The following is a 24,218-nucleotide window of genomic DNA, read 5'->3' as shown; positions in this document are numbered from 1 at the left end:
CACTGCAGGGCGCGACGGGTCGTCCGCCGGCGCGGGCAAGGCCTCAGCCGGCAAGCTCCGGCCAAGCGACCACGGCGGACACGTTCAACGCGACCACGATCCAGAACACCGCCTGGTAGGAGCGCTTGCGACTCTTGTGGTGGAGCATGCGCTGGGCGAGCAGGGCGCCCGGCCAGCCGCCGGCGAGCTCGAGTGCGTGCAGATGGATCTCGGGCACGCGCCGGCGCCGGCCCTGCGCGGCGCGCTTGTCGGCCGCATACAGCAGCCAGGTGATCAGCGACAGCACCGGCACGCAGGCCGCGATCGCGAGCGGCAGGCGGCCTGCGGCCAGCGACCAGGCCAGCAACGCCGCGTAACCTGCGAGGAGCGCCATCGCCGGCGCCCAACCGATCCGCGGCGCATCCGTCGACAACGCGCGCCGTACTGCGCCGCGCCGACGCTGCGCCACCCGGTCCACGTCCTGCGCACACCAGCGCCCATCGGCCTGGCGCGACAGCCGGAAGCGCACGAGCTCGCCGATCTCCGGCCGCCGTCCGGACCTGCGGTAATCGCGGATGTGGAAGAACAGCCGCCGGTCATCATCATGGGGCTGGATGAAGCCGAAGCCGCGGCCATCGTCCCACTCGATGACCTTCCCGAGGACCGGTGCGCCTGTCATGTCAGCGCAGCAGCACCAGCGTGGCCAGGCCGAGGAAGCTCAGGAAGCCCATGACGTCGGTGACCGCGGTGACCACCACGGTGCCGGCAACCGCCGGGTCGATGCGCATGCGCTTCATCAACAGCGGCACGAGCACCCCGGCGAGCGCAGCCGAGCAGAAGTTGATCACCAGCGCCGCGCCGATCACCAGCGACAGGTCCCAGTCGCGGAACCAGATGAGCGCGATCAACCCCACCAGGCTGCCGATCAGCAGGCCGTTGATCAGCGCCACCCGCAGTTCCTTCCACAGCAGGATGCCGGCGTTGCTGCTGCCCACCTGGCCCAGCGCAATGCCGCGCACCATCAGCGTAAGCACCTGCACCGAGGCATTGCCGCCGATGCCGGCGACGATCGGCATCAGTACGGCCAGGGCGACGATGCGCTCGATGGTGGCCTCGAACTGGCCGATCACCGATGCCGCCAGGAACGCGGTCAGCAGGTTGATGCACAGCCAGACCACGCGGCCGCGCACCGCGCGCCGCACCGGCGAGAACAGGTCCTCGTCCTCGTCGAGGCCGGCCGCACCCAGCACCTGGTGTTCGGCCTGCTCGCGGATGATGTCGACCACGTCGTCGATGGTGATGCGGCCCAGCAGCACGTTGCCGTCGTCGACCACCGGCGCCGAGACCCAGTCGTGGTCGGAGAACTGCCGCGCGACTTCCTGCGCGGATTCACCGACATGGATCGAGGTCAGCGAATCGTCGATGAGCTGGTTGAGCGGAGTGCCCGGCTCGCAGGTCACCAGGTCCTGCAGCGCGACCCAGCCGATCAGCTGGTGCCGGCGGTTGACCACGTACAGGTGGTCGGTGTGCTCGGGCAGTTCGCCGCGCAGGCGCAGGAAGCGCAGCACGACCTCCACGGTGGTATCGGCGCGCACGGTGACCACGTCGGGGTTCATCAGGCGCCCGGCGCTGTCCTCCTCGTACGACAGCGCCTGCTCGAGCCGCTCGCGGTTCTCGCGGTCCATCGAACGCAGCAGCTGCTCGCTCACCGCCTCGGGCAGGTCGTCGACGAGGTCGGCAAGGTCGTCGATGTCGAGATCCTCGACCGCGGCCACCAGCTCGTCGGGATCCATGTCGGCGATCAGGCTCTCGCGCACCTCGTCGCCGACGTGCACCAGCACCTCGCCATCGTCCTCGGCATCCACCAACCCCCACACCACCATGCGCTTGTCGTGCGGCAGCGATTCGAGCAGGTTGCCGATCTCGGCTGGCGCCAGCGTGTTGACCAGCCGGCGCACCGGGCCCAGCCGCCCGCTGTCCAGGGCGTCGGAAAGCAGACGCAGCTGGCGTGCGGTCTTGTCGTGGCGGGCGTTCTCGGCCATAGGGTCGCGTCTCGCGCCGGCATCCGCTGTCCGCGTGCTCCGCAGCCGCCTGCGGGCGACGTGCCGGAACCTTCGCGCCATGGATGACGGCCTGGAAGTGACATCGCGGCCCAGGGGCGCGACAGGTCAGGTGTTCATGCGCGGCATTATCGCGCGTTGCCCGTTGCAGTGCCCACCCTTCCGACCGCCATCGCGATGCGGCGTAGCGCTCAGGCCGCGGTACTGGCCTGGCGCATCCAGCGGTCGATCCCGGCACGGTCGCGTGCGCGCATCAGTGCACCGGCGCGCCGGCGCAGTGCGCCGAGGTCGCATGCGCGGATCGCCTGGCGTACTTCCAGCAGCGTCGCGGGGTGCAGGCTGAACTCCTCGAGGCCCAATGCCAGCAGCAGCGGTACGAAGGCCGGGTCGCCGGCCATTTCCCCGCACACCGCCACCGGCAACCCGCGCGCGCGGCCGGTACGGATGACATCGCGCAGCACCCGCAGCACGGCCGGATGCAGTGGCGAGTGCAGGTCCTCGAGCGCGTCGTTGTTGCGGTCGGCGGCGAGCATGTACTGCACGAGGTCATTGGTGCCGATGGACACGAAGTCGACGGTATCGGCCAGTGCGGGCAGGGCCAGCGCCGCCGCCGGCACCTCGATCATCGCGCCCAGCGGCACCTCGTCGGCGACATGGTGGCCCTCGGCACGCAGTGCCTCACGTGTGCTGCGCAGCAGTGCGGCGACCTGCAGCATCTCGTCGCGGGTGGCCACCATCGGCACCAGGATGCGCAGAGGGCCGTAACCGGACGCGCGCAGCAGCGCCCGCATCTGGATGGCGAAGATGTCGCCGCGCGCCAGCGACAGGCGCACGCCGCGGCAACCGAGCGCCGGGTTGGGCTCGCGCGGGAGGGTGAGGCCGGCACGGTCGGCCTTGTCGGCGCCCAGGTCGAGGGTGCGGATCGTCACCGTGCGACCGGTCATCCCCAGCACGGCATCGCGGTAGGCGCGGAACTGGGTGTCCTCGTCGGGCGCGGCGCTGCCCTGCAGGAACAGGTACTCGGTGCGGTACAGGCCGAGGCCCGCCGCCCCCAGCGCATGCGCCTCGGCGACATCGTCGCGTGACTCGGCATTGGCGTACAGGCGGATGTCGACCCCGTCCAGCGTGCGCGTCGGCTCGCGCCGCAGGCGGTGCAGCTGCCGGCGCTCGTGCTGCTCGTCACGGCGGCGGGTGCGGTACCCGCGCAGGTCGGAGGCATCGGGTGACACCACCACCCGGCCGCGTGCGCCGTCGACGACCAGCACGTCGCCGTCGTTGACGTGCTGCAGCACCTCGCCTGCGCCGACCACCAGCGGTATGTGCAGGCTGCGCGCCAGGATCGCGGCATGCGACAGCATGCTGCCGCCGGTGGTGACGATCGCAAGCACGCCCTGCGACTGCAGCTGCACAAGCTCGGCCGGGGCCACGGTATCGGTGACCAGGATCTCGCCCGCCACCCCACCTGCATGCGGCTCGCCACGGTGCAGGGCGGCGTGCAGGCGGCCGATGACCTGGTCGACGTCCTCGCTGCGGCTGCGGAAGTAGTCGTCGTCCATCGCCGCGAACACCGCGGCCAGGCGGTCACGCTGCAGGCGCAGCGCATAGTCGGCGCTGTAGCGGCTGTCGCGGATCAGCGCGTCCAGCCCCTGCAGCAGTTCGGGATCGTCGAGCAGCAGCGCATGCAGGTCGAGGAATTCGCCGACCTCGTGGGCGAGCGCCCCATGCAGCCGCTCGCGTGCGGCATGCAGTTCCGCGCGCACGTCCTGGATGGCCGCATGCAGGCGTGCGAGTTCCGTTGCGACGTCGGCTTCGGCGATGTGCTGTTCGCTGACCTCGAACAGAAACGGCAGCCGGACCCGTGCATGGCCCAGTGCGCTGCCGCGTGACGCGCCGTGCCCGGTGAAGGCACGCCGCATCAACTGTCCTCGTCGAAGCGCCGCTCGAACAGCGCCGCGACGGCGTCGGCCGCGGCCGCCTCGTCCTCGCCGTCCACGCGCAGCACCACCGGTGTTCCCGGCCCGGCGGCAAGCAGCATCACGCCCATGATGCTCTTGGCGTTGACCTCGCGGCCCTTGGCCACCAGCGTCGCGTTGCAGCGGTAACCCGACAGCAGCTGCACGAGGCGCGCCGTGGCGCGCGCGTGCAGGCCGAGCCGGTTGGTGATCATCAGGTCGCGCTGGATCATGTCGGCACTCCTCCGCTGCGCGTCCGGCCCGGGTCAGGCATCGTCATGGATCACCCCGATCCGCGCGCCGGCCGCCGCCACCGCCGGCAGCTCCTGCAATGGAAGTTCCGGGTAGTTCAGCACGCGCAGCAGCATCGGCAGGTTGAGGCCCGACACCCGCCGCGCCGGCGTGCCGAGGCGGACCACGCGGGCGGCGAGGTTGCTCGGGCTGGCGCCGTAGAGGTCGGTGAGGACCAGCACGCCATCGCCGCCGTCCACCCGCCGCAACGCCGCACTGGCTGCGGGCAGCAGCGCGTCGGCGTCGGCATCGAACGGCACCTCGAACGCCTCCACCTTCAACGGCAGCGGGCGCAGCAGGCGGCCGGCCACCGCCACCAGTGCGGTGCCGATGCCTTCATGGGTGACGAGGAGGATGCCGACAGTCATGGCCACAAACTAGCAGACGGCCGTGGAGCGCAGAAGACACATGCGCGCGCGTGCGCGCGACGACCTAGGGCGCGCCCCATCTGGTGCGGCTGAGGGTGGCTACGGAATATGGCCGCACACGCCGTTGTAGGCCCGAGCCAAGGAACCCAGCGCATGTTCGATTCCATCACCAGCAGCCTGTCCAGCATGGCCGGGAACTTCGCCGGCAATCTCCTCGACAACATCCTGGACATGGCCCCTGGGCTCGTGACCAACCTGCTGTCGGTCGCCGCCAACACCGCGCTGCCTGGTTCCGGGGTGCTGGTGCAGGCACTGGCCGGCCCTATCGTCGATGCCGGCTTCGACGCCGTCGAATCGCTCGCCCGCGATGCGCTGCTGCCCGCCCTCAACGACACCCTGGGTGTCGCCACCCAGCAGGACTTCGGTGATCTCGGCAACTTCGCCACCGGCCTCGCCAACACCTTCATGGATGGCGTGCAGAGCGGCTGGGCGGGTTGATCCGGTGAACGAGGACGCCTGGCATAAGCGCCAGCGCTGGGCGGAGTCCGTCATCGGGCTCCGCCAGATCGACGCCATCACCGAGGCCGACCGCGAGCTGCTGTTCCGCGAGTACGACGGCATGCAGCAGGCGATCCAGGACGAACTGCAGGCCGCGGCTCCCGAGTTCGGGCGTCGTGCCCGCGATGAGGGGCGCGAGGCCGCCGAATCCTGGATGCACGCACGCATGCATGCGCTGGGCGTCGAGCGCGGCCGGCGCCTGAAGCAGGTGCTGGGCGAACTCAGCATCGCCGACCAGCTGGAGCTCGACCGCACCGCCTGAGTGCTCGCTGCCGTCGGCGACGGCGCCTGCCGGAGGCGGCTCAGTCCAGTTCGCGGTGGTAGGTCGCCACGTCGTCCCAACCGTTGTCGCGCGCGTGTGCGGCGAGCTTCTCTGCCAGATAGACCGAACGGTGGCGTCCGCCACTGCAGCCGATCGCAACCGTCACGTAGCTGCGCGTGCCCGAACGCATGCGCGGGAGCCAGTTGTCGAGAAAGCCCGAGACCTGGCCGAGGTATTCCGCGAAATCGGTGCTGGCATCGAGGTACTCGGCCACGTCCGGATCACGTCCCGACAGCGGCCGCAGGCGCGGCTCCCAGTGCGGGTTGGGCAGGCCGCGCGCGTCGAACACGAAATCCGCGTCGGCCGGTACCCCGCGCCGGTAGGCGAAGGATTCGAACAGCAGTGACAGCGACGAATCGGCCAGGCCGAGTTCGGTGATCACCATCCGGCGCAGCTGGTGGACGTTGAGGCTGGTGGTGTCGATGTGCACGTCGGCCAGCGATCGCAACGGCTTGAGCACCTGGCGTTCCAGCGCGATCGCATCGGCGAGCGCCAGGCCGAAGTGGCTGAGCGGATGCCGCCGGCGGGTGTCGGCATAGCGCTTGATCAGCACCGCGTCGTCGGCATCGAAGAACACCAGCCGTGGATCGAAACCGAGTTCGCCCACCGCCGACAGCCATTGCGGGATCTGCGCCAGGTCCTGGTGACGGTTGCGCACGTCGATGCTCACCGCAAGCCGCTGCGGTGCTTCGTCCTGACGGCCCACGCTGCGCACGAACGCGGGCAGCAGGTCTGCGGGCAGGTTGTCGGTGCAGTAGTAGTCGAGGTCCTCCAGCGTCTTCAGTGCGACCGACTTGCCACTGCCGGACAGGCCCGACACCACCACCATCGAAGGCCGTTCGCTCATGGGGTTCCCCTCTCCAGGAAATGCGAATGGCGCGCCAGAAAGGCGGCGGCAGGATCCACCCCCTTGGCGCGCAGGATATGCGTGCGTGCGGCGGCCTCGGCCAGCACCGCGAGGTTGCGACCGGGCATCACCGGCAGGGTGATCGTCGGGACGTTCAGTTCCAGCACCTCGCGGGTACCGAGGTCGCCGGTCAGGCGCGCCATGCCGTCGTGCCGGGCGTCGGCCTCGTAGTGGTCCGGGCGCGCCAGGTGCACGATGAGGCGCAGGTACTTGTTCCGCTTGACCGCGGTGTCGCCGAACATCTCGCGGATGTTGAGCACCCCCAGCCCGCGCAGTTCCAGCAGGTCCTGCAGCAGTTCCGGGCAGGTGCCATCGAGCACGTCCGGCGCGATCTGGGTGAACTCCGGTGCGTCGTCGGCGACCAGCCGGTGTCCGCGGGTGATCAGCTCCAGCGCGAGTTCACTCTTGCCGGAACCGGACTCGCCGGTGATCAGCACGCCGATCGAATAGATCTCCATGAACACGCCATGCAGGGTGACCCGCGGCGCCAGCATCCGTGCCAGGTGGTACTGCAGATGGTTGAGCAGCTCGTGGCCACGGCGCGGTGACAGCCATAGTGGCGTTGCGGACTCCTCCGCGGCCTCGAGCAGGTCCTCGGGGCAGGACTGGCTCTTGCTCACCACCAGCGCCAGTGGCCGGAACTCCATGATCTTGGCGATCGTCTCCCAGCGCAGGCGGGCGTCGAGCGCGTCCAGCCAGGCCAGTTCCTCGGTGCCGAGGATCTGCACCTTGTTGGGATAGATGATGTTGAGATAGCCCGCCAGCGACGGCCGCCGCGCCACCGTCTCCACCGACTGCAGCACGCGCTGCTGCCCACTCTGGCCGGCGACCCAGCGCAGCTGCAGGCGCTCCTGCTGCTGGTCGAACAGTTCCTGCGCGGTAATGCTGGCGGTCATGCCTGCAAGCCCCTGTCTCGCGGGCCCGGGTGCCATGCGGGCGATGGGAGGGCGGCGTATCCGCCGCATGTGCGCGGATGCCTGCAAGCAGGCGCCGGCGATATGGCCGGGCGAGAGTAACCGCAGATGATGCCGGCTGTAATCCCGGACGCGCTGACGCTGCGATTGCGGAGACGCAAACGGCGCGTCGGAGGATCCGGCGCGCCGTGGAATGGCGCTGCAGGGAGCCCGGTCGCTGGACGCGACCGGGCCGTGAGCCGGGCTCAGCCGAAGCTGGCGGCCCGGGCCGGGTTCTCGCCGCGGTGATGGTCAACCAGCTTGCTCTTCTGCTTGACCAGCAGACGGTCGAGCTTGTCGGCGAGCAGGTCGATCGCGGCGTACATGTCGATGCCGGTGGCGTCGGCGTGCAGGGTGCGGCCCGAGATCGACACGGTGCCTTCGGCCTTGTGGTGCGGCTTGTCGATGCCAAGCTGGATACGCAGGTCGCACGGCCGGTCGAAATGCCTGGCGAGTCGTTCCATCTTGCTGTCGACATAGTCGCGCAGGGCGGGGGTGACTTCGATCTGATGGCCGTGGATGTCGGTACGCATCGCGGTGTGCCTCCTGTATGACGGACGGGAACAGCATTACCCGGAACGCCGCCGCTGATGTTGCCAAGAGGTTAACCAGCGGCCACGACCGGCACTGGATGGGACCGCGCTTACGGCCGGAGGTTCACCGGGTCGACGAACGGCGGATCAGGCCAGCCGTACGCGCTCGTGGGAGGAGGCGATGTTCATCGCTTCGCGGTACTTGGCCACGGTGCGGCGCGCCACCGGGACGCCGGCGGCCTTGAGCTCATCGGCCAGCCGCGCATCCGACAGCGGCTTGCGCGGGTCCTCGGCCTCCACCAGGCGGCGGATCATCTGCTGGATCGCGGTGCTCGAGGCCTGGCCGCCGGTATCGGTGTCCACTCCGGAAGCGAAGAAGCTGCGCAGCGGCAGGGTGCCGCGCGGGGTGTGCACGTACTTGCGGGCGATCGCCCGAGACACGGTGGATTCGTGCATGCCGATCTCGGCCGCGACCTCGCGCAGCGTCAACGGCCGCAGCGCCTGCGGGCCGAATTCGAGGAAACCGGACTGCTGGCGGGCCAGGCAGCGCGCCACCTTCAGCAGCGTCTCGCCGCGCGCCTGCACGTTGCGCAGCAGCCAGCGCGCCTCCTGCAGGCGGCCCTTGAGGTAGCCGGCGTCGGCCTCGCTGGCGTGGCGGATCATCCGCTCGTAGCCGCGATGGATGGTCAGCCGCGAATGCGGTCCGCCGACCAGGCGCACCTTCCACACCCCGTTGCGGCGCTCGATCGCGCAGTCGGGGGCGACGTAGGTATCGCTGTCGACGCCACCGATCTGCGCGCCCGGGCGCGGATCGAGCGAGCGCAGCAGCTGCAGCGCGGTGGCCGCCTCGCAGGCGTCGCAGCCGAGCGCGCCGGCCAGGCCCTGGGCGCCGAGCCGTGGCAGCGCCTCGATGAACTCGTCGACGATGCGCCGCGCCAGCGTGCGGCCGGGCAGGTCCTCGGGCAGGGCATGCAGCTGCACCTCGAGGCATTCGCGCAGGTCGCGTGCACCCACGCCCACCGGGTCGAGCAGCTGGATCCGGCGCAGGACGGCGAGGATCTCGTCGTGCTCCCATGGCCCCTCGTCACGCAATGCGGCGGCGATGTCGTCGAAGGAGGCACGCAGGTAGCCATCGTCGTCGATGGCGTCGATCAGCGCTTCGCCGATCAGGCGGTCGCGCGGCGACAGGTGGCTGAGGTTGAGCTGCCAGGCGAGATGCTCGCGCAGGCTTTCGGTATGGACGATGCGGTCGGCGGGGTCTCCGCCGTCCTCGTCGCTGCCGTGTCCGCTGCCGGTGGAATACCAACTGTCGTCGAGGCCGCCGTCCCAGGCATCGGGGGCGGTATCGGCATCGCGGATGCGCGCGGTTTCGTCGGCGGCCGTGCCGTCGCCATCGCTGGCGCGCACCGCGACGTCGTCCTCGCCCTGCCAGTCCAGCAACGGATTGCTCTCGACCGCGGCGGCGATCTCCGCCTCCAGCTCCAGCGCCGACAGCTGCAGCAGGTGCAGGGCCTGGCGCAATTGCGGCGTCAGGACCAGATGCTGTCCGAGCGATGTCTGCAGACGCGGCTTCATCTTCCCCTACGAGCCAGGTGCGGCGACCGGCCTACAGGCGGAAAGCATCCCCCAGGTAGACCCGACGCACGTCAGGATCCATCAACAGCGCGTCCGGCGCTCCCTGCGCCAGCACGCTCCCCTCGGCGAGGATATACGCCCGGTCGCAAATGCCCAAGGTTTCGCGCACGTTGTGATCGGTGATCAGCACGCCGATGCCGCGGTTCTTGAGGTGCCGGATGATGCGCTGGATCTCGCCGACGGAGATCGGATCGACGCCCGCGAAGGGCTCGTCGAGCAGCATCAGGCGCGGCTTGGCGGCGAGTGCACGGGCGATCTCGACACGCCGCCGCTCGCCGCCGGAGAGGCTGGCGCCGACCTGGTCGGCGACGTGGGTGACCTGCAGTTCCTCGAGCAACTGAGTGAGCTCCTGTTCGCGGCCCTTGCGGTCGAGGTCCTCGCGCAGCTCCAGCACCAGCCGGATGTTGTCGGCCACGCTAAGCTTGCGGAATACCGACGGTTCCTGCGGCAGGTAGCCGACGCCAAGGCGCGCGCGGCGGTACATCGGCTCGGCGGTGATGTCGGTGCCGTCGAGCACGATGCGACCGGCATCGGCCGGCACCAGGCCGACGATCATGTAGAAGCAGGTGGTCTTGCCGGCGCCGTTGGGGCCGAGCAGCCCGACCACCTCGCCGGCATCGAGGGTGAGGCCGAATTCGCGGACGACCTCGCGCTGCCGGTAGCGCTTGCGCAGGCCTTCGGCGACCAGCATCAGCCGCCGCCCTGCGCGCTGCGCGGGTTGATGCGCATCCGCACGCGGCCGTTGTCCCCGCCGCCGCTCTCCACCTGGCCGGTGGCCATGTTGTAGACGATGCGCTGCCCGGCCATGGTGCCGCGCGGCTGCTCGATGCGGGCGTCACCGGTGAGGGTGATGATGTCGGAGGCGAGGTTGTAATCGACCCGCTGCGCGCGTGCGTTCATCGGCGAGCCGTCGTCCATCTCCTGGCGCATCTGCACCGGCCCTCCCGTCAGCACCGCACGGTCGATTTCGCCGTCCCTGAGGTGGATCTCCGCACGATCGGATGTGATGTGCAGGGTGCCCTGGGTGATGATCACGCCATTCGACAGCACGGTCGGCGAGCGGTCATCGAGGGTGCCCTCGGTCCGGCCCGCGTCGATGTCCATCGGCTGGTTGCGGTCGGCCTGCTTCGCCTGCGCCGTCAACGGCAACAGCAGCACGGCCAGGACCACTGCGCTAACGGCGCCTGGGTTCATAGCGTTGTTTCACCTGGGAGAAGAATTCGTAGCGCTTGGTCGTCAGGTCCACCTGCATGCCAAGCCCCTGGATTCTAGAGCCGGGCTGCTGGATGGTCACCAACTCCTCGCTGCGGGCGATACTGGTTTCCGGCAGCAGGGTCATGCGCGTCGTCGTCAGCAGCAGGTCGCGCCCGCCCTCGTCGGGGCTGGTCATGCGCACGTCGCCTTCCAGCCGCAACTCGTCGTGGCTGGCCGAGACCCAGCCGGTGTCCGAACGTGCCTGCCAGCGGCCGCCCTCGCGCTCGGGCACCAGGAACAGCGGCGTCTGGATGGCGATGGTGCGGTCCGCGGGGTTCTGTTCGAGCCGTGGCGCGCGCAGGGTGAAGGATTCGCGGCCTTCGTTGTTGAGCGCGATCAGCTCGAAGTCGCGCAGCACGTAGTCCGAGCGCAGCGGCCCGGCGGCGACGCCCGGTGCATCGGCACGCTGGCGCCACGCCGACCAGGCGGACACGACCGCGGCGATGACGAGCACGATCGCCAGCCAGCCACGCCAGCTCATTGCGCACCTCCCGGCAGCGGATTGTCCGCATGGCCGTGCGCAACCAGCAGCAGGTCGCAGAGTTCGCGCGCCGCGCCTTCGCCACCGGCGGCAGCGGTCTGCCAGTGCGCGTGGCGCGCGGTCCAGGGGTGCGCGTTGGCGGGCGCGACCGCGAAGCCGGCCACCCGCATCGGTGCGAGGTCGGGCAGGTCGTCACCCATGAAGGCGACGCTGTCGAGGTCCAGCCCCAGCTCCTCGCACAGCGCGGTCAGGCGGGTGAGCTTGTCGCCCACGCCGCAGTGCACGCGAACCCCCAACTCGGCGCCACGGCGCTCGACCATCGGGCTGGTGCGCGCGGTGATCATCGCGACCTCGATCCCGGCGCGCCGCAGCAGCACCAGGCCCTGGCCGTCATGGACGTGGAAGGTCTTGCTCTCGTTGCCGGCGCTGTCGTAGGTGAGGCGCCCGTCGGTCAGCGTGCCGTCGACGTCGAAGCACGCCAGCCGGATCCGCGAGGCGCGGGCGAGCAGGTCGTGCGGATAGGCATCGGCAGGCATTCGGCGGTCCGGAAGTCGGGGTTCGAGCTATACCACGCGTGCGCGCAGCAGATCGTGGATGTTCAACGCACCGACCACGCGGCCCTGCGCATCGGTCACCAGCAGGCCGTTGATCTTGTGGGTCTCCATCAGGCGCGCGGCCTCCACCGCCAGCGCGTCGGCGCCGATGGTCACCGGCGAACGCGTCATGACGTCGACCACGCGGGTGGTGCGGATGTCGGTGCCCTCGTCGGCCAGCGTGCGGCGCACGTCGCCGTCGGTGAGCAGGCCGAGCAGGTGGCCTGCGTCGTCGACGACCGCGGTCATGCCCAGTCGTCTGCGGCTCATCTCCAGCAGCACCGCGCCGAAGGTGGCATCGGCGGCAACCCGCGGGACGTCGTCGCCGACATGCATGACGTCGGCGATATGCAGCAGCAGCCGGCGGCCGAGCGCGCCGGCCGGATGCGAACGCGCGAAGTCGTCGGCGGTGAAGCCGCGCGCGTCCAGCAGCGCCACCGCCAGCGCATCACCCATCGCCAGGGATGCGGTGGTGCTGGAGGTGGGGGCGAGGTCCAGCGGACAGGCTTCGGCGGGCACGCTGACGTCGAGGTGCACCTCGGCCTCGCGGGCGAGCGTGGAACGTTCGCGGCCGGTCATCGCGATCAGCGGGTTGCCCTGGCGCTTGAGCACCGGCAGCAGGGTGAGGATCTCGTCGGATTCACCCGAGTACGACAGTGCCAGCACCACGTCGGCGTCGGTGATCATGCCGAGGTCGCCATGCCCGGCCTCGCCGGGATGGACGAAGAACGCCGGGGTCCCGGTGGAGGCCAGGGTGGCGGCGATCTTGCGCGCGACATGGCCGGACTTGCCCATGCCGGTGCAGACCACGCGGCCACGGCAGTCGAGGATCAGGCTGCACGCGGCCGAGAATGCGCCGTCGATGCGTGCGCCGACGGCTGAAAGTGCCTGTTGTTCCAGTTCGAACACGCGGCGGCCACTGGCTGCGAAGTCGCTGCCGGGGGCGTGCTGTGTTGCGTCGACGGCCATTTCTCGGCGGCACCCTTTCCGTTAGGCTAAGCGGCCTATCTTAATGCGTTCCCGGGCCATGGCGCCCGGGGCGGCCCGCTGCCGGCATCCCGGCTCAGGCGGGCTTAATCGAGCAGGAGTCGAGCACGTTGGACGCACTCACCATCCAGAACCTCATCCGCGACGGCCTGCCCGGCGCACTGGTGGAGGTGCAGGGCGATGACGGCGTGCATTTCGAGGCGCTGGTGGTCAGCGAGGCGTTCCGCGGCAAGCTGCCGCTGGCGCGCCATCGGCTGGTCTACGCCACCCTCGGCGACCTGATGGGCGGTGCCATCCACGCGCTCGCCCTGCGCACCCTGACCCCGGAGGAACACGCCCGCTCCTGAGGCGTGTCCTGACCGGTCCATGGCCGGCGTGGGGCGACCACCGGGCCGGCCAGATCGAATCATGCAGAAAATCATCATCCAGGGCGGCGTGCCGCTGCACGGCGACGTGGTCGTTTCCGGTGCCAAGAACGCGGTGCTGCCGATCCTGTGCGCGGCACTGCTGGCCGACGGGCCGGTGGAGATCACCAACGTTCCCAACCTGCACGACGTCGCCACCACCGCGCGGCTGCTGCGCGAGCTGGGCGCGGACATCCGCCACGATGTCCAGGCGAGCCGCTTCCTGATCGATGCACGCGATGCGCGCGGCCACGTCGCGCCGTATGACCTGGTGCGCACGATGCGCGCCTCGGTGCTGGTGCTGGGGCCGCTGCTGGCGCGCCATGGCGCCGCCGAGGTGTCGTTGCCGGGCGGCTGTGCGATCGGGTCGCGTCCGGTGGACCTGCACATCCAGGCGATGCAGGCGCTCGGCGCCGAGGTCGAGGTCGAGCACGGCTATATCAAGGCGCGCGCGCAGCGCCTGCGCGGCGGCCATATCGAGTTCCCGATGCCCAGCGTCGGCGCCACCGAGAACGCGCTGATGGCGGCGTCGCTGGCGGCGGGCACCACCGTCATCGACAACGCCGCGCGCGAGCCGGAGATCGTCGACCTCGTCGACTGCCTGCTGGCGATGGGCGCCGACATCGAAGGCGCCGGCGGGTCGCGCATCGTGGTGCGCGGCGTGGAGCGGCTGCACGGTGGCCGCCATGCGGTGGTGCCCGACCGTATCGAGACCGGCACCTTCCTGGTCGCGGCGGCGATGACCGGCGGCCGCGTGACCGCAAGGGCCGCGCGCGCCGACACCCAGCAGGCCGTGCTCGAAAAACTCGAGCAGGCCGGTGCACGGGTCGACGTGGACGGCGATGCGATCACCCTCGACATGCAGGGCCGCCGCCCGCGCGCCGTGGACATCGTGACCGAACCGTACCCGGGGTTCCCCACCGACATGCAGGCGCAGTTCATGGCGCTCAACTGCGTGGCCGAGGGCAGCGGGGTGATCGACGAGCACATCTTCGAGAACCGTTTCATGCACGTCAGCGAGCTGATGCGCCTGGGTGCCGACATCCACGTCGAGGGCAACCGTGCGCGCGTCAACGGCGTGGAGCGACTGACCGGGGCGCCGGTGATGGCCACCGACCTGCGCGCATCGGCGTCGCTGATCCTGGCGGGGCTGGTGGCCGAGGGCGAGACGGTGATCAACCGCATCTACCACCTCGACCGTGGCTACGAGCAGATCGAGCGCAAGCTCTCCGCGCTGGGTGCACGCATCCAGCGGGTGGATTAAGGCGCGCGGCGGCAGCCACGCGCGCCCACCCCGGTCATAACGAAGAAGCCGCCCATCGGGCGGCTTCATTCGTTGCGGGGTTCGCCCGGATCAGTCCAGCGACTGCAACTGCAGGTCAATATGGTCGCGGCCATTGCGGCGCTGCAGGATGCGCGCCGGCACCGGCATGCCATCGACGACCCACGCGGTGATCTGGCGACGCCCGTCGTCGCGTACCACCTTCGTGGCCTCGCGCGACTGCCCGCCGACGGTCACGGTCTCCTTGCCCTGCACCTCGTAGGTGTGCTCGCGCGCGCGGCCTTCGTCGACCAGCCGGTAGGTGAGCGGGCGGCCGGCCTGCACGTCCTGCACCAGCACGAGGTTGAGCAGCAGGCCGTCGACGTCGCCCTGGCGCAGCGTCACGGGACCGGCCTCGTCGGCGTCCACGTCACCGGTCCAGCGTGCCTGGTTGCGGTTCCAGTCGTAGGTGGCCTCGATCGTCTTGCGCTTCACCAGCATCGCCGCAAGGCCGGATTCACCACCCTGGAAGTCGGAACTCGACAGTGGCCGCCAGCCATCGCCGTGGCGCTCGAAGGTGGTCTTCTGCGCCAGCCGCGCGCCCATGCCGGCGACGTCGAGGCTGTAGTTGAAGCGGTTGTCGCCGGCGGCTTCCAACTTCATCGTGCCGGTGGCCTCCATGCCCATGAACTTCGCGTTGTAGCGGGCGGTGAAGGGCTCCATCGCGCTGGCTGCACCGCATGCGGCCAGCAGCAACGCACCGGCGGCAAGACGCTTCCACGCGCGCGGCGCGGCAATCGGGGTGGTACGGGTCATCATCGTCATTGGACTCCCTGGTATTCGATCAGTCGCAGGTCGACGTCGTCTTCGCCATCGTCGTCCAGCTGCAGGATGCGCACCGGGGTCGGTACGCCATCGGCAATCCACACGATCATCTCATCGCGGCCTTCGTCGACCCGTGAAACGCGCAGTGCGTTGTAGCTGAGCTCGCCGACCTCGACGATCTCCGGCTCCGGCGCCACCTGGTAGACATGCTCGCGCGCGCGGCCGCCGTCCACGAAGCGGTAGTGCAGGGTGGCTCCGGGGCTGGCGTCGCGCATGATCGCGAGGTTGATCAGCAGCGCGCTCATGTCGCCATCGCGCAGCGGCACCGGTGCGCGGCGCCGCTTGCTGACGTCGCCGGTCCACTGCGCCTGGCGTGCATTCCAGTCGTAGTTGCCGGTGGCGCGGCGGGTGAACACCAGCGCCTTGCGCATGGTCTCCTGGCGCAGCGGGCGATAGTGGCCGCCGGCGATGTCGAAGTGCGTGCTCTGTTCCATGTTCACCCGCGCCAGGCCGGCGAAGCCGTGGCGGCCACGGATGCCGAGCCCGACCTCCCAGCGCCCGTCGCCGGCCTGTTCCACGCGCATGGTGGCGTCACCGGCATGCCGGCCCTGGTACCACGCCTCGTAGCTGGCCATGAACGGCGCAAGTCCGGCTGCGCGCACGCTGCCGGGCAGGAGGGCCGACAGCGCAAGGAGGATGGGGAGGAGGGTTTTCATGTCGCGGCATCATGCGAAGCGGTTGTTGGCTGCCAGCTGAAGCGGCGCCGGCAGCGGGGCCCCGTCGTACAGCACACCCTCTTCGCCGAGCGTGATGCGCCGCTCGCCCAGCAGGCGCACGGTTTCGACCAGCAGCGGATGTTCGCGCTCCAGCACGCGCGCGGACAGGCTGGCTTCATCGTCGCCAGCAAGCACCGGGACCGGTGCCTGCGCGATCACCGGACCACCGTCGAGATCGGCGGTCACGAAGTGCACGCTGGCGCCATGCCGGGATGCACCGGCGGCCAGCGCCTGCCGGTGGGTGTGGAGCCCCTTGAAATCCGGCAGCAGCGAGGGGTGGATGTTGATCATCCGCACGCTGCGCGGCGCCACCACCGCGTCACCGAGCAGGCGCATGTAACCGGCGCAGACGATCAAGTCGGGGGCGCTGGCATCCACCGCCGCGAACAGGGCCGCATCGAAGGCATCGCGGCTGGCGTGGTCGCGCGGCGAGAGTGCATGCGCGGGGATGCCGGCATCGCGCGCGCGCGCCAGCGCGGGCGCCTGCGCACGGTCGGAGAACACGCCGACCACCTGCGCATCGAGTACGCCGGCGGCGATGGCGTCCAGCAGCGACTGCAGGTTGCTGCCGCGGCCGGATGCGAGCACCGCGATCCGGCAGCTGGCCGCTGCCGGCGCCGGACCGGTTGCCACCAGCGATCAGCCGATGCGGACGCGGTCGCCGGCGCCAGCGGTGACCACTTCGCCGATCCGCCAGTGGGCGAGGCCCTGCCGGTCGAGGTGGGCCGAGGCCGCGGCGACCGCGTCCTCCGGCAGCACCAGCACGAAGCCGATGCCGCAGTTGAAGGTGCGCCACATCTCCCCGCGTGCGACCGCGCCCTCGCGCTGCAGCCACTCGAACACCGGCGGCAGCGGCCATGCGCCTGCGTCGATGGCGACGCCGAGACCCCCGGGCACCACGCGGACGATGTTCTCGGTCAGCCCGCCACCGGTGATATGCGCCATCGCATGCACCGTGCAGCCGGAGGCGTCGTCGAGCAGCGCCAGCACCGGCTTCACGTAGAGCGTGGTCGGCGCCATCAGCGCGTCGATCAGCCGCACGCCGCCGAGATCGAGGTCGGCAGGCTGCCCGGCGCGGTCGTAGATGCGCCGCACCAGCGAATACCCGTTGGAGTGCGGGCCGGACGACGCGATGCCCAGCAGCACGTCTCCCGCACGGACGGCCGAGCCGTCGAGCAGCCGCGACTTCTCCACCGCGCCGACCGTGAAGCCGGCCAGGTCGTATTCGCCCGGTGCGTACATGTCGGGCATTTCGGCGGTCTCGCCACCGATGAGTGCGCAGCCGGCGAGTTCGCAGCCGCGCGCGATGCCGCCGACGACGGCGGCCGCGGTGTCGACATCGAGCTTGCCGGTGGCGAAGTAGTCGAGGAAGAACAGCGGTTCCGCGCCCTGCACCAGCACGTCGTTGACGCACATGCCGACCAGGTCGATGCCGATGGTGTCGTGGCGGCCGAGCTGCTGGGCCAGCTTGAGCTTGGTGCCGACACCGTCGGTGCCCGAGACCAGCACCGGTTCACGGTAGCGCCCGGAGAGATCGAACAGCGCGCCGAAGCCGCCGAGCCCGCCCATCACTTCCGGGCGCAGGGTGCGCCGGACCAGCGGCTTGATGCGTTCGACCAGGGCATTGCCCGCGTCGATGTCGACACCGGCATCTCGATAGGTGAGGGGGGTGGGCTGGGTCACGGATGCGGCCGAAGCGGGCGGACCGGCGATTTTAGCAGGCGCGGGCAGCCGTCGACCGCGCACCGCGCGGCAGCCGGCGCAACGCCGCGCATGGGCGATGGCCCACTTGTGGCACCATTCGCGCGTTTGTCGCAGCGCGAAGGATCAGGCATGTCGTTGGTTGGCCGGATGGCGGGGTGGATCACGGGGCTGCTGCTGGCGGTCGCGGTGGTCGCGCCCGTGCAGGCGCAGCGCGTCGAGGGCGACAGTGCGCGGGCGCAGGGGTTGTACGAGGCGGAGGTGCCGGTGGGCAGCCAGAGCGACGCCGCCCGCGGCCCCGCGCTGAGCCGCGCGCTGGCGCAGGTGCTGGGCAAGATATCCGGCGATGCCTCGGCCGCGTCGCGGCCCGGTGTGGGCCAGGAGCTGCGGCGCGCCGCGCAGTACGCCGAGCATTACGACTACCGCCAGGACGAGGGCGTGTCGGCCACCGGTGCGCCGAGCTTCCAGACCACGCTGGTGGTGCGCTTCGACCGCGATGCCGTGGACGGCCTGGCCGCGGCGCTGGGCCTGCCGATCTGGCCGGAACCGCGGCCGAAACCGGTGCTGTGGCTGGCCATCGACGATGGCTCGGGGCCGCGCCTGGTGAGCCTGCAGCAGAACAACGTCGTGCGGCCGGTGCTCGACCGTGCCCGCCAGCGTGGCTACCAGCTCGGCCTGCCGCGCGGCAGCGCCGCCGAGCAGGCGGGCGTGGGCGCGATCTGGCGGGGCGACGCCGCGGCGATCGCCCGGCTGTCGGCCCGCTACCAGCCGCCGATGCAGCTGATCGGCAAGCTGCAGCGCGCCGGCAGCGGATGGCGCGCGGACTGGACCTTCGTCGACGACGGCCGCGTGCTGTCGGAATGGAGCAGCGAACACGCCGATGCCCGCCGGGCGATGAGCGCAGGCGCCGACGGCGCGGCCGATGCACTCGTCAAGCGCTATGCGCGGGTCGCCCCGGTGGGCGAGCCGGGCAACTACCGGGTGGTGTTCACCGGCCTGGCCAGCAGCGACGACTTCATCCGCCTGGCGTCGACGCTGCAGGCGATGCCGGTGGTGCGCCGCGCGGTGCCGATGCGCGCGACGGCCGACGGGGTGGAATACGAACTCGAGCTGGTGACCGGCCTGCCGGGCTTCCGCCGCATGGCCAACCGCGACGTGCTGGCGGAGGTCGAGGACGTCAGCGGCACGCCCACGTTCCGCATCGTGCGATGACCGGCCATGGCTGAGCTTGCCGACGAGGCGATCGCGACCTTCCTGAAGCGCCTGCAGTGGGGCCTGGTGGCCTTCGCGGTGCTGTGGCTGATCGGCGCGCTCGGGCCGATCCTCACCCCGTTCGTGCTGGCGGCGCTGCTGGGCTGGCTGGGCGATCCGCTGGTCGACCGGATCGAGCGCACCGGCCGCTCACGCGGTATCGCGGTGTCGCTGGTCTTCGTGCTGATGGTGCTGCTGCTGGTGCTGGTGCTGGTGATCCTGGTGCCGCTGATCGAGCGCCAGGTGGTGACGCTGATCGACAGCCTGCCCGCCCACCGCGAGTGGCTGATGGGCACCGCGATTCCCTGGATGGAGCGGCGTTTCGGCATCGAGATCTCCGGGTGGATGGACCCGCAGCGCCTGATCGAGTGGGTGCGCGGCCACTGGCAACAGGCGGGCGGGGTGGCGGCCACCTTCATGTCGTATGTGTCGCGCTCGGGCTTCGCGCTGGTCGCGCTGGTCGTGAACCTGGTGCTGGTGCCGATCCTCACGTTCTATTTCCTCCGCGACTGGGACGTGCTGGTGGCGCGGGTGGCGCAGCTGGTGCCCCGCGATCACTACGCGACCGTGACGCGGCTGGCGCGTGAATCCGACGAGTCGCTGGCCGCATTCCTGCGCGGGCAGTTCCTGGTGATGCTGGCGCAGGGTGCGTTCTACGCGATCGGCCTGCAGCTCATCGGCCTGCGCCTGGGCATCCTGGTCGGGCTGATCGCGGGGCTGATCAGTTTCGTGCCATACCTCGGCGCCACCGTCGGCCTGATCATGATGCTGCTGGCGGCCGTGGTGCAGGCCCAGGGATTCGACTGGCAGCTGTTGATCCTGGGCGCCGTCGTGTTCACCGCCGGCCAGCTGTTCGAGAGCTATGTGCTGACGCCGCGCCTGGTCGGCGATCGCATCGGCCTGCACCCGGTGGCGGTGATCTTCGCGGTGATGGCCGGCGGCCAGCTGTTCGGCTTCGTCGGCATGCTGATCGCGCTGCCGGTGGCCGCGGTGGCCAACGTGCTGCTGCGCTATGCCCACGAGCGCTACCAGGCCAGCCGCCTGTACACCGGCACGCCGAGCGCGCTGGTGGTCGACGACCGCACCCTCGTGGTGACCGACAGCGGGCCGCGGGCCGACAAGGACTGACGGGGCACCCACGTTGAATACCCCGGTGCCCGGCGCCGCGCAGCTGCCGCTTGCGTTGCGTTATCCGCCCGACCAGCGCTTCGACACCTTCGTCGGCGCGCCCGGTGGTGCCCTCGCGCAGCTGCAGGCGCTGGCCACCGGCCAGGAAGACAGCGGCGTGCTGTTGCAGGGGCCGCCGGGAGTCGGCAAGACCCACCTCGCGCTGGCGGCCTGTGCGCATGCGGAAACCGCCGGGCTGCGCAGCGCGTTCCTGCCGCTGGCAAGCGCCGCCGGCCGTCTTGGCGGTGCGCTGGAAGCACTCGATACCTGCGACTTCATCGCACTGGATGGCCTCGATGCGGTGCTCGGCACCCGCGAGGACGAGGTCGCGCTGTTCCATTTCCACAACCGCGCAATGGATGGCGGGCGACGGCTGCTGTACACCGCCGGGACCCCCGCGACCGGGCTGACGATCGGCCTGCCGGACCTGCGTTCGCGCCTGTCCGCCTGTACCGGCATCGCGCTGGCGCCGCTGGATGACGACGGGCGGCGCGAGCTGCTGCAGTGCCGCGCGCTGCGGCGTGGGCTGGTGATCGAACCCGCCGCCATCGACTGGCTGCTGCGCCGGGTCGGCCGCGATCCCGGCGGGCTCACCCGGCTGCTGGACCAGCTCGACCGTGCATCGCTGGCTGCCCAGCGCCGGGTGACGGTCCCGTTCCTGCGCCAGGTGCTGGCGTCGGAGCCCGGCTCCGACGGGACGGGCGGCAGCGGCTGATCGCCCGCGCCGCGGGACTCAGCCCGTGGCCAGCTCCGCGTCCAGCTGCTGCAGCCGCAGCAGGGTGCCGACATCGGTCCAGCGCCCGCGATGGTGGGTGCCGGTGACCTGGCCTTCGCGCATCGCCGCACGCAGCAACGGTGCCAGCCGGAAACGCGGCGGGATGGCGCCTGCGCCCGGTGCCTCGCCGATCACCTGCGCCCGGTGGTCGAACAGCGAAGCACGGTAGATGCCGATCCCCGCATAGGTGAGCCGCGGCGCACCGTCGGTGCGCACGTCGCCCGACGGGTGCAGCGCGAAGTCGCCATCGGGGTTGTGATCGGGATTGTCGACCAGCACCAGGTGCGCGTCGCCCGGCGGGTGCGTCGGCAGCTGCGCGAAGTCGAAATCGGTCCAGACATCGCCGTTGACGGCGATGAACGGCGCGTTGCCCAGCCGCGACAGCGCCTTCCACATGCCGCCGCCGGTTTCCAGCGGCACCTCGCCCTCGTAGCTGTAGTGGATGCGCAGGCCCCAGCGCCCGCCATCGCCCAGTTCCGCAGGGAAACGCCGCGCCAGCCAGGAGGTGTTGACCACGACCTCGTCGACGCCGAGCGCGGCGAGCTTCTCGAGATGCCAGACGATCAGCGGCTTGCCGCCGGCCGCCAGAAGCGGTTTGGGCGTGGTTTCGGTCAGCGGACGCATGCGCTCGCCCAGGCCGGCGGCGAAGATCAGCGCTTTCATCGGATACTCCGGTGCACGGCCGGCAATGCCGGTGGTCGGGGCGGCCAAGGGTAAACTGCGCGTCCAGTCGGCGCGAACAAGCGAAGAGGATGGCCATGTTGCAGGTGGTGTTGTTGTCCGGCGGGTCCGGCACGCGGTTGTGGCCGCTGTCGCGCGAGGCCTATCCCAAGCAGTTCCTGCCGCTGGCAGGCGAGGCGACGATGGTGCAGGACACCTGGTCGCGCGTCGCCGCGTTGACCACGTTGAAGCCGATCGTCGTCGCCAACGAGGAACACCGTTTCCTCGTCGCCGAGCAGTTGCGGCAGATCGGCGCCCCGGTGCCGGACATCGTGCTCGAGCCGGTGGGGCGCAACACCGCGCCGGCAATCGCCGCGGCGGCATTGCAGGCGCGTGCCGCAGGCGAGGACCCGGTGCTGCTGGTGCTGCCCTCCGACCACGTGGTGCGTGATGTGCCGGCGTTCCATGCCGCCGTGCGCGAAGCCCTGCCGGCGGCCGAGGACGGCGCGCTGGTGACCTTCGGCATCCGTGCTTGGGCACCGGAGACCGGCTTCGGCTATATCCAGGCCGGTCCCGGCGAGGGCGTGCGCCCGGTGCTGCGCTTCGTCGAGAAGCCGGATCCGGATACCGCGCGCGCCTACCTCGCCAGCGGCGACCATGTCTGGAACAGCGGCATGTTCCTGTTCCGCGCCTCGCGCTATCTCGACGAGCTGGCGCGTTTCCGCCCCGACATCCTCGATGCGGTGCGCCGCGCGTTCGATGCCGCGAGCCGCGATGGCGACTTCGTCCGCCTCGAGCGCGAGGCCTTTGCCGCCAGCCCGTCGGATTCGATCGACTACGCGGTGATGGAGAAGACCTCCGATGCGCGCGTGCTGCCGGTCGACATCGGCTGGAACGATGTCGGCTCGTGGTCGGCGCTGTGGGATGTCAGCGACCAGGACGAGCACGGCAATGCCGGGCACGGCGACGTGATCGCGGTCGACAGCCGCAACACCTATGCCTATTCGCGCCGGCTGGTGGCGCTGGTCGGCGTCGACGACCTGGTGGTGGTGGAAACCGACGACGCCGTGCTGGTTGCGCGCAAGGACCGCGTGCAGCAGGTCAAGGACGTGGTGGCGCGCCTCAAGGCCGACCAGCGCAGCCATGCGGTGCTGCACCGCGAGGTGCACCGGCCCTGGGGCAGCTACGATTCGCTCGACGTCGGCAACGGTTTCCAGGTCAAGCGAATCAAGGTCAAGCCCGGTGCGCGGCTGTCGCTGCAGTCGCACGCGCATCGCGCCGAGCACTGGGTGGTGGTGCGCGGCACGGCGCGGGTCACCCGCGACAACGACGTGTTCGACCTCCATGCCAACCAGTCCACCTATATCCCGCTGGGGGCGCGGCACCGGCTGGAGAATCCCGGCGCCGATCCGCTGGAGCTGATCGAGGTGCAGTCCGGCGACTACCTCGGCGAGGACGACATCATCCGCTACGAGGACGTGTACGGGCGGTCCTGAGGGCGATTGCGTGGTGTTCACCGAAGGGTATGGATCAACGTCGCGTTGACGCCGGCATGCGAGTCCTGCGCACGGCCACGCCGGTAGAATGGATGCATCGCGGCAAAGCCGCCGTAACCCCACGCCCGTGACCGATCATCTCGACCGCCTCGAGGCGGAAAGCCTGCACATCCTGCGCGAGGTCGCCGCCGAAAGCCGTCGCCCGGTCATGCTGTATTCGATCGGCAAGGACAGCTCGGTGCTGCTGCACCTGCTGCTCAAGGCATTCGCGCCCGCCACTCCGCCGATCCCGCTGCTGCACGTGGATACCACGTGGAAGTTCCGCGAGATGATCGCGTTCCGCGATCGCCGCGCGGCGGAGACCGGCGTGGACCTGCGCGTGCACATCAATCCCGACGGCCTGCGCGATGGCATCGGCCCCTTCAGCCACGGTGCCAGCGTGCACACCGAAGTGATGAAGACGCTCGCTCTCAAGCAGGCGCTCGAGGCCGGCGGCTACGATGCCGCCATCGGCGGCGCCCGCCGCGACGAGGAGAAGTCGCGGGCGAAGGAACGCGTGTTCTCGTTCCGCGACGCCGCCCACCGCTGGGACCCGCGCCGGCAGCGGCCGGAACTCTGGAACCTCTACAACGCCCGTGTGGGTACCGGCGAGAGCGTGCGGGTGTTTCCGCTGTCGAACTGGACCGAACTCGACGTGTGGCGCTACATCCGCCGCGAGGCGATCGAGGTGGTGCCGCTGTACTTCGCCGCCGAGCGCCCGGTGGTACGTCGCGACGGCACCTGGATCATGGTCGACGACAAGCGTTTCGTGCTCCGCGACGGCGAGTCCATCGAACAGCGCCGGGTCCGCTTCCGCACCCTCGGCTGCTACCCGCTCACCGGCGCGGTGGAGTCGGAAGCCGCCGACCTCGATGCGGTGATCCGCGAGATGGAGAACAGCGCACTGTCCGAGCGCGCCGGGCGGTTGATCGACCACGCCGACGGCGACTCGATGGAAAAGAAGAAGCGGGAAGGGTACTTCTGATGGCG

Annotated in this window: 28 protein-coding genes; 9 read left to right on the top strand and 19 right to left on the bottom strand. The window is 70.3% G+C overall.

The annotated features are described in order from the left end of the window. Positions 1-43 precede the first annotated feature (43 nt). The 5 genes from LDO11_RS07050 to LDO11_RS07030 form a co-directional block, all read right to left on the bottom strand. On the bottom strand, positions 44-658 hold the full coding sequence (locus tag LDO11_RS07050; protein WP_232140898.1) for a DUF1294 domain-containing protein: 615 nt from the start codon (positions 656-658) through the stop codon (positions 44-46). A 1-nt stretch (position 659) separates the two neighbouring features. Beyond that, positions 660-2,021, bottom strand: a complete 1,362-nt coding sequence (mgtE, locus tag LDO11_RS07045; protein ID WP_232140897.1) for a magnesium transporter — start codon at positions 2,019-2,021, stop codon at positions 660-662. A gap of 209 nt (positions 2,022-2,230) precedes the next feature. Further along, a complete protein-coding gene (gene ptsP, locus LDO11_RS07040; protein ID WP_232140896.1) occupies positions 2,231-3,955 on the bottom strand; it encodes a phosphoenolpyruvate--protein phosphotransferase in 1,725 nt (574 codons plus the stop codon). Further along, positions 3,955-4,224 (bottom strand): HPr family phosphocarrier protein, encoded by a 270-nt coding sequence (locus tag LDO11_RS07035; RefSeq protein WP_129135297.1) that lies wholly within the window; start codon positions 4,222-4,224, stop codon positions 3,955-3,957. Before LDO11_RS07035 ends, ptsP begins: the two co-directional genes overlap by 1 nt. A gap of 33 nt (positions 4,225-4,257) precedes the next feature. Then, the gene (locus LDO11_RS07030) at positions 4,258-4,650 is read right to left on the bottom strand and encodes a PTS sugar transporter subunit IIA (protein ID WP_232140895.1); all 393 of its coding nucleotides are present in this window, start codon (positions 4,648-4,650) and stop codon (positions 4,258-4,260) included. Positions 4,651-4,803: 153 nt separating this feature from the next. Here LDO11_RS07030 and LDO11_RS07025 point away from each other — a divergent pair, with 153 nt between their 5' ends. Continuing rightward, entirely contained in the window at positions 4,804-5,148 is a 345-nt protein-coding gene (locus tag LDO11_RS07025; protein WP_232140894.1) for a hypothetical protein, read from the top strand. Between the two features lie 4 nt (positions 5,149-5,152). Continuing rightward, positions 5,153-5,470, top strand: coding sequence for a hypothetical protein (locus LDO11_RS07020; protein WP_232140893.1), 318 nt, complete (start codon positions 5,153-5,155; stop codon positions 5,468-5,470). A gap of 40 nt (positions 5,471-5,510) precedes the next feature. On the opposite strand, the gene rapZ is transcribed toward LDO11_RS07020, so the two are convergent. The 9 genes from rapZ to LDO11_RS06975 form a co-directional block, all read right to left on the bottom strand. Continuing rightward, positions 5,511-6,377 carry an RNase adapter RapZ gene (gene rapZ, locus LDO11_RS07015; protein WP_232140892.1) on the bottom strand — a complete coding sequence of 289 codons (867 nt, stop codon included), beginning with the start codon at positions 6,375-6,377 and terminating at the stop codon, positions 5,511-5,513. Further along, positions 6,374-7,333 (bottom strand): HPr(Ser) kinase/phosphatase, encoded by a 960-nt coding sequence (hprK, locus tag LDO11_RS07010; RefSeq protein WP_232140891.1) that lies wholly within the window; start codon positions 7,331-7,333, stop codon positions 6,374-6,376. The genes rapZ and hprK overlap by 4 nt, the downstream gene beginning before the upstream one ends. A gap of 263 nt (positions 7,334-7,596) precedes the next feature. Continuing rightward, the gene (gene hpf / locus LDO11_RS07005; protein ID WP_232140890.1) at positions 7,597-7,923 is read right to left on the bottom strand and encodes a ribosome hibernation-promoting factor, HPF/YfiA family; all 327 of its coding nucleotides are present in this window, start codon (positions 7,921-7,923) and stop codon (positions 7,597-7,599) included. 147 nt (positions 7,924-8,070) lie between these two features. Further along, positions 8,071-9,498, bottom strand: a complete 1,428-nt coding sequence (locus LDO11_RS07000) for an RNA polymerase factor sigma-54 (RefSeq protein ID WP_232140889.1) — start codon at positions 9,496-9,498, stop codon at positions 8,071-8,073. A 31-nt stretch (positions 9,499-9,529) separates the two neighbouring features. Beyond that, positions 9,530-10,249: an LPS export ABC transporter ATP-binding protein gene (gene lptB, locus LDO11_RS06995; protein WP_232140888.1), complete on the bottom strand. Its 720-nt coding sequence runs from the start codon at positions 10,247-10,249 to the stop codon at positions 9,530-9,532. Next, complete coding sequence (lptA, locus tag LDO11_RS06990; protein ID WP_232140887.1) at positions 10,249-10,728, bottom strand: lipopolysaccharide transport periplasmic protein LptA; 480 nt, start codon at positions 10,726-10,728, stop codon at positions 10,249-10,251. Before lptA ends, lptB begins: the two co-directional genes overlap by 1 nt. 4 nt (positions 10,729-10,732) lie before the next feature. Continuing rightward, positions 10,733-11,293, bottom strand: coding sequence for an LPS export ABC transporter periplasmic protein LptC (gene lptC / locus LDO11_RS06985; protein WP_232140886.1), 561 nt, complete (start codon positions 11,291-11,293; stop codon positions 10,733-10,735). Next, the gene (locus LDO11_RS06980) at positions 11,290-11,829 is read right to left on the bottom strand and encodes a KdsC family phosphatase (protein WP_232140885.1); all 540 of its coding nucleotides are present in this window, start codon (positions 11,827-11,829) and stop codon (positions 11,290-11,292) included. Before LDO11_RS06980 ends, lptC begins: the two co-directional genes overlap by 4 nt. 27 nt (positions 11,830-11,856) lie before the next feature. Further along, positions 11,857-12,855 (bottom strand): KpsF/GutQ family sugar-phosphate isomerase, encoded by a 999-nt coding sequence (locus LDO11_RS06975; protein WP_232140884.1) that lies wholly within the window; start codon positions 12,853-12,855, stop codon positions 11,857-11,859. 128 nt (positions 12,856-12,983) lie between these two features. On the opposite strand from LDO11_RS06975, the gene LDO11_RS06970 reads away from it, so the two are divergent. Continuing rightward, positions 12,984-13,220 (top strand): BolA family protein, encoded by a 237-nt coding sequence (locus LDO11_RS06970; RefSeq protein ID WP_100323570.1) that lies wholly within the window; start codon positions 12,984-12,986, stop codon positions 13,218-13,220. A gap of 61 nt (positions 13,221-13,281) precedes the next feature. Further along, positions 13,282-14,541 (top strand): UDP-N-acetylglucosamine 1-carboxyvinyltransferase, encoded by a 1,260-nt coding sequence (gene murA / locus LDO11_RS06965; protein ID WP_100323569.1) that lies wholly within the window; start codon positions 13,282-13,284, stop codon positions 14,539-14,541. A 90-nt stretch (positions 14,542-14,631) separates the two neighbouring features. Here the strand turns inward: murA and LDO11_RS06960 are convergent, their stop codons facing one another. The 4 genes from LDO11_RS06960 to purM are packed head-to-tail and all read right to left on the bottom strand — an operon-like array spanning position 14,632 to position 17,822. Further along, a complete protein-coding gene (locus tag LDO11_RS06960) occupies positions 14,632-15,357 on the bottom strand; it encodes a DUF3108 domain-containing protein (protein ID WP_232140883.1) in 726 nt (241 codons plus the stop codon). 2 nt (positions 15,358-15,359) lie between these two features. Further along, complete coding sequence (locus tag LDO11_RS06955; protein ID WP_232140882.1) at positions 15,360-16,079, bottom strand: DUF3108 domain-containing protein; 720 nt, start codon at positions 16,077-16,079, stop codon at positions 15,360-15,362. Positions 16,080-16,088: 9 nt separating this feature from the next. Next, positions 16,089-16,772, bottom strand: a complete 684-nt coding sequence (gene purN / locus LDO11_RS06950; protein WP_232140881.1) for a phosphoribosylglycinamide formyltransferase — start codon at positions 16,770-16,772, stop codon at positions 16,089-16,091. 6 nt (positions 16,773-16,778) lie between these two features. Beyond that, positions 16,779-17,822, bottom strand: a complete 1,044-nt coding sequence (gene purM / locus LDO11_RS06945; protein ID WP_435574615.1) for a phosphoribosylformylglycinamidine cyclo-ligase — start codon at positions 17,820-17,822, stop codon at positions 16,779-16,781. Between the two features lie 150 nt (positions 17,823-17,972). On the opposite strand from purM, the gene LDO11_RS06940 reads away from it, so the two are divergent. From LDO11_RS06940 to hda, 3 genes are read left to right on the top strand one after another with little or no spacing between them, the layout of a single operon-like run. Beyond that, the gene (locus tag LDO11_RS06940; protein ID WP_232140880.1) at positions 17,973-19,052 is read left to right on the top strand and encodes a DUF2066 domain-containing protein; all 1,080 of its coding nucleotides are present in this window, start codon (positions 17,973-17,975) and stop codon (positions 19,050-19,052) included. 6 nt (positions 19,053-19,058) lie between these two features. Further along, positions 19,059-20,219 (top strand): AI-2E family transporter, encoded by a 1,161-nt coding sequence (locus tag LDO11_RS06935; RefSeq protein WP_232140879.1) that lies wholly within the window; start codon positions 19,059-19,061, stop codon positions 20,217-20,219. A gap of 13 nt (positions 20,220-20,232) precedes the next feature. Further along, the gene (gene hda, locus LDO11_RS06930; RefSeq protein ID WP_232140878.1) at positions 20,233-20,973 is read left to right on the top strand and encodes a DnaA regulatory inactivator Hda; all 741 of its coding nucleotides are present in this window, start codon (positions 20,233-20,235) and stop codon (positions 20,971-20,973) included. An 18-nt stretch (positions 20,974-20,991) separates the two neighbouring features. Here hda and murU read toward each other — a convergent pair whose 3' ends face one another. Next, on the bottom strand, positions 20,992-21,696 hold the full coding sequence (gene murU, locus LDO11_RS06925) for an N-acetylmuramate alpha-1-phosphate uridylyltransferase MurU (protein ID WP_232140877.1): 705 nt from the start codon (positions 21,694-21,696) through the stop codon (positions 20,992-20,994). An 89-nt stretch (positions 21,697-21,785) separates the two neighbouring features. On the opposite strand from murU, the gene LDO11_RS06920 reads away from it, so the two are divergent. Together LDO11_RS06920 and cysD are read left to right on the top strand one after the other, a co-directional pair. Beyond that, entirely contained in the window at positions 21,786-23,189 is a 1,404-nt protein-coding gene (locus tag LDO11_RS06920) for a mannose-1-phosphate guanylyltransferase/mannose-6-phosphate isomerase (protein WP_232140876.1), read from the top strand. 88 nt (positions 23,190-23,277) lie between these two features. Then, complete coding sequence (gene cysD, locus LDO11_RS06915) at positions 23,278-24,213, top strand: sulfate adenylyltransferase subunit CysD (protein ID WP_232140875.1); 936 nt, start codon at positions 23,278-23,280, stop codon at positions 24,211-24,213. Positions 24,214-24,218: the final 5 nt, after the last annotated feature.

Origin of the sequence: Alterluteimonas muca (genome assembly GCF_021191595.1) — a bacterium.
Taxonomy (GTDB): domain Bacteria; phylum Pseudomonadota; class Gammaproteobacteria; order Xanthomonadales; family Xanthomonadaceae; genus Luteimonas; species Luteimonas muca.
Note: the sequence above shows the minus strand (reverse complement) of the source record. Positions and strands in the feature narration are given on the sequence as shown.

Coding starts and splice junctions, on each gene's coding strand:
- LDO11_RS07050 (WP_232140898.1), bottom strand. CDS start 658: ATGACAGGCGCACCGGTCCTCGGGAAGGTCATCGAGTGGGACGATGGC.
- mgtE (WP_232140897.1), bottom strand. CDS start 2,021: ATGGCCGAGAACGCCCGCCACGACAAGACCGCACGCCAGCTGCGTCTG.
- ptsP (WP_232140896.1), bottom strand. CDS start 3,955: ATGCGGCGTGCCTTCACCGGGCACGGCGCGTCACGCGGCAGCGCACTG.
- LDO11_RS07035 (WP_129135297.1), bottom strand. CDS start 4,224: ATGATCCAGCGCGACCTGATGATCACCAACCGGCTCGGCCTGCACGCG.
- LDO11_RS07030 (WP_232140895.1), bottom strand. CDS start 4,650: ATGACTGTCGGCATCCTCCTCGTCACCCATGAAGGCATCGGCACCGCA.
- LDO11_RS07025 (WP_232140894.1), top strand. CDS start 4,804: ATGTTCGATTCCATCACCAGCAGCCTGTCCAGCATGGCCGGGAACTTC.
- rapZ (WP_232140892.1), bottom strand. CDS start 6,377: ATGAGCGAACGGCCTTCGATGGTGGTGGTGTCGGGCCTGTCCGGCAGT.
- hprK (WP_232140891.1), bottom strand. CDS start 7,333: ATGACCGCCAGCATTACCGCGCAGGAACTGTTCGACCAGCAGCAGGAG.
- hpf (WP_232140890.1), bottom strand. CDS start 7,923: ATGCGTACCGACATCCACGGCCATCAGATCGAAGTCACCCCCGCCCTG.
- LDO11_RS07000 (WP_232140889.1), bottom strand. CDS start 9,498: ATGAAGCCGCGTCTGCAGACATCGCTCGGACAGCATCTGGTCCTGACG.
- lptB (WP_232140888.1), bottom strand. CDS start 10,249: ATGCTGGTCGCCGAAGGCCTGCGCAAGCGCTACCGGCAGCGCGAGGTC.
- lptC (WP_232140886.1), bottom strand. CDS start 11,293: ATGAGCTGGCGTGGCTGGCTGGCGATCGTGCTCGTCATCGCCGCGGTC.
- LDO11_RS06980 (WP_232140885.1), bottom strand. CDS start 11,829: ATGCCTGCCGATGCCTATCCGCACGACCTGCTCGCCCGCGCCTCGCGG.
- LDO11_RS06975 (WP_232140884.1), bottom strand. CDS start 12,855: ATGGCCGTCGACGCAACACAGCACGCCCCCGGCAGCGACTTCGCAGCC.
- murA (WP_100323569.1), top strand. CDS start 13,282: ATGCAGAAAATCATCATCCAGGGCGGCGTGCCGCTGCACGGCGACGTG.
- LDO11_RS06960 (WP_232140883.1), bottom strand. CDS start 15,357: ATGATGACCCGTACCACCCCGATTGCCGCGCCGCGCGCGTGGAAGCGT.
- LDO11_RS06955 (WP_232140882.1), bottom strand. CDS start 16,079: ATGAAAACCCTCCTCCCCATCCTCCTTGCGCTGTCGGCCCTCCTGCCC.
- LDO11_RS06940 (WP_232140880.1), top strand. CDS start 17,973: ATGTCGTTGGTTGGCCGGATGGCGGGGTGGATCACGGGGCTGCTGCTG.
- LDO11_RS06935 (WP_232140879.1), top strand. CDS start 19,059: ATGGCTGAGCTTGCCGACGAGGCGATCGCGACCTTCCTGAAGCGCCTG.
- murU (WP_232140877.1), bottom strand. CDS start 21,696: ATGAAAGCGCTGATCTTCGCCGCCGGCCTGGGCGAGCGCATGCGTCCG.
- LDO11_RS06920 (WP_232140876.1), top strand. CDS start 21,786: ATGGCCATGTTGCAGGTGGTGTTGTTGTCCGGCGGGTCCGGCACGCGG.
- cysD (WP_232140875.1), top strand. CDS start 23,278: ATGGATGCATCGCGGCAAAGCCGCCGTAACCCCACGCCCGTGACCGAT.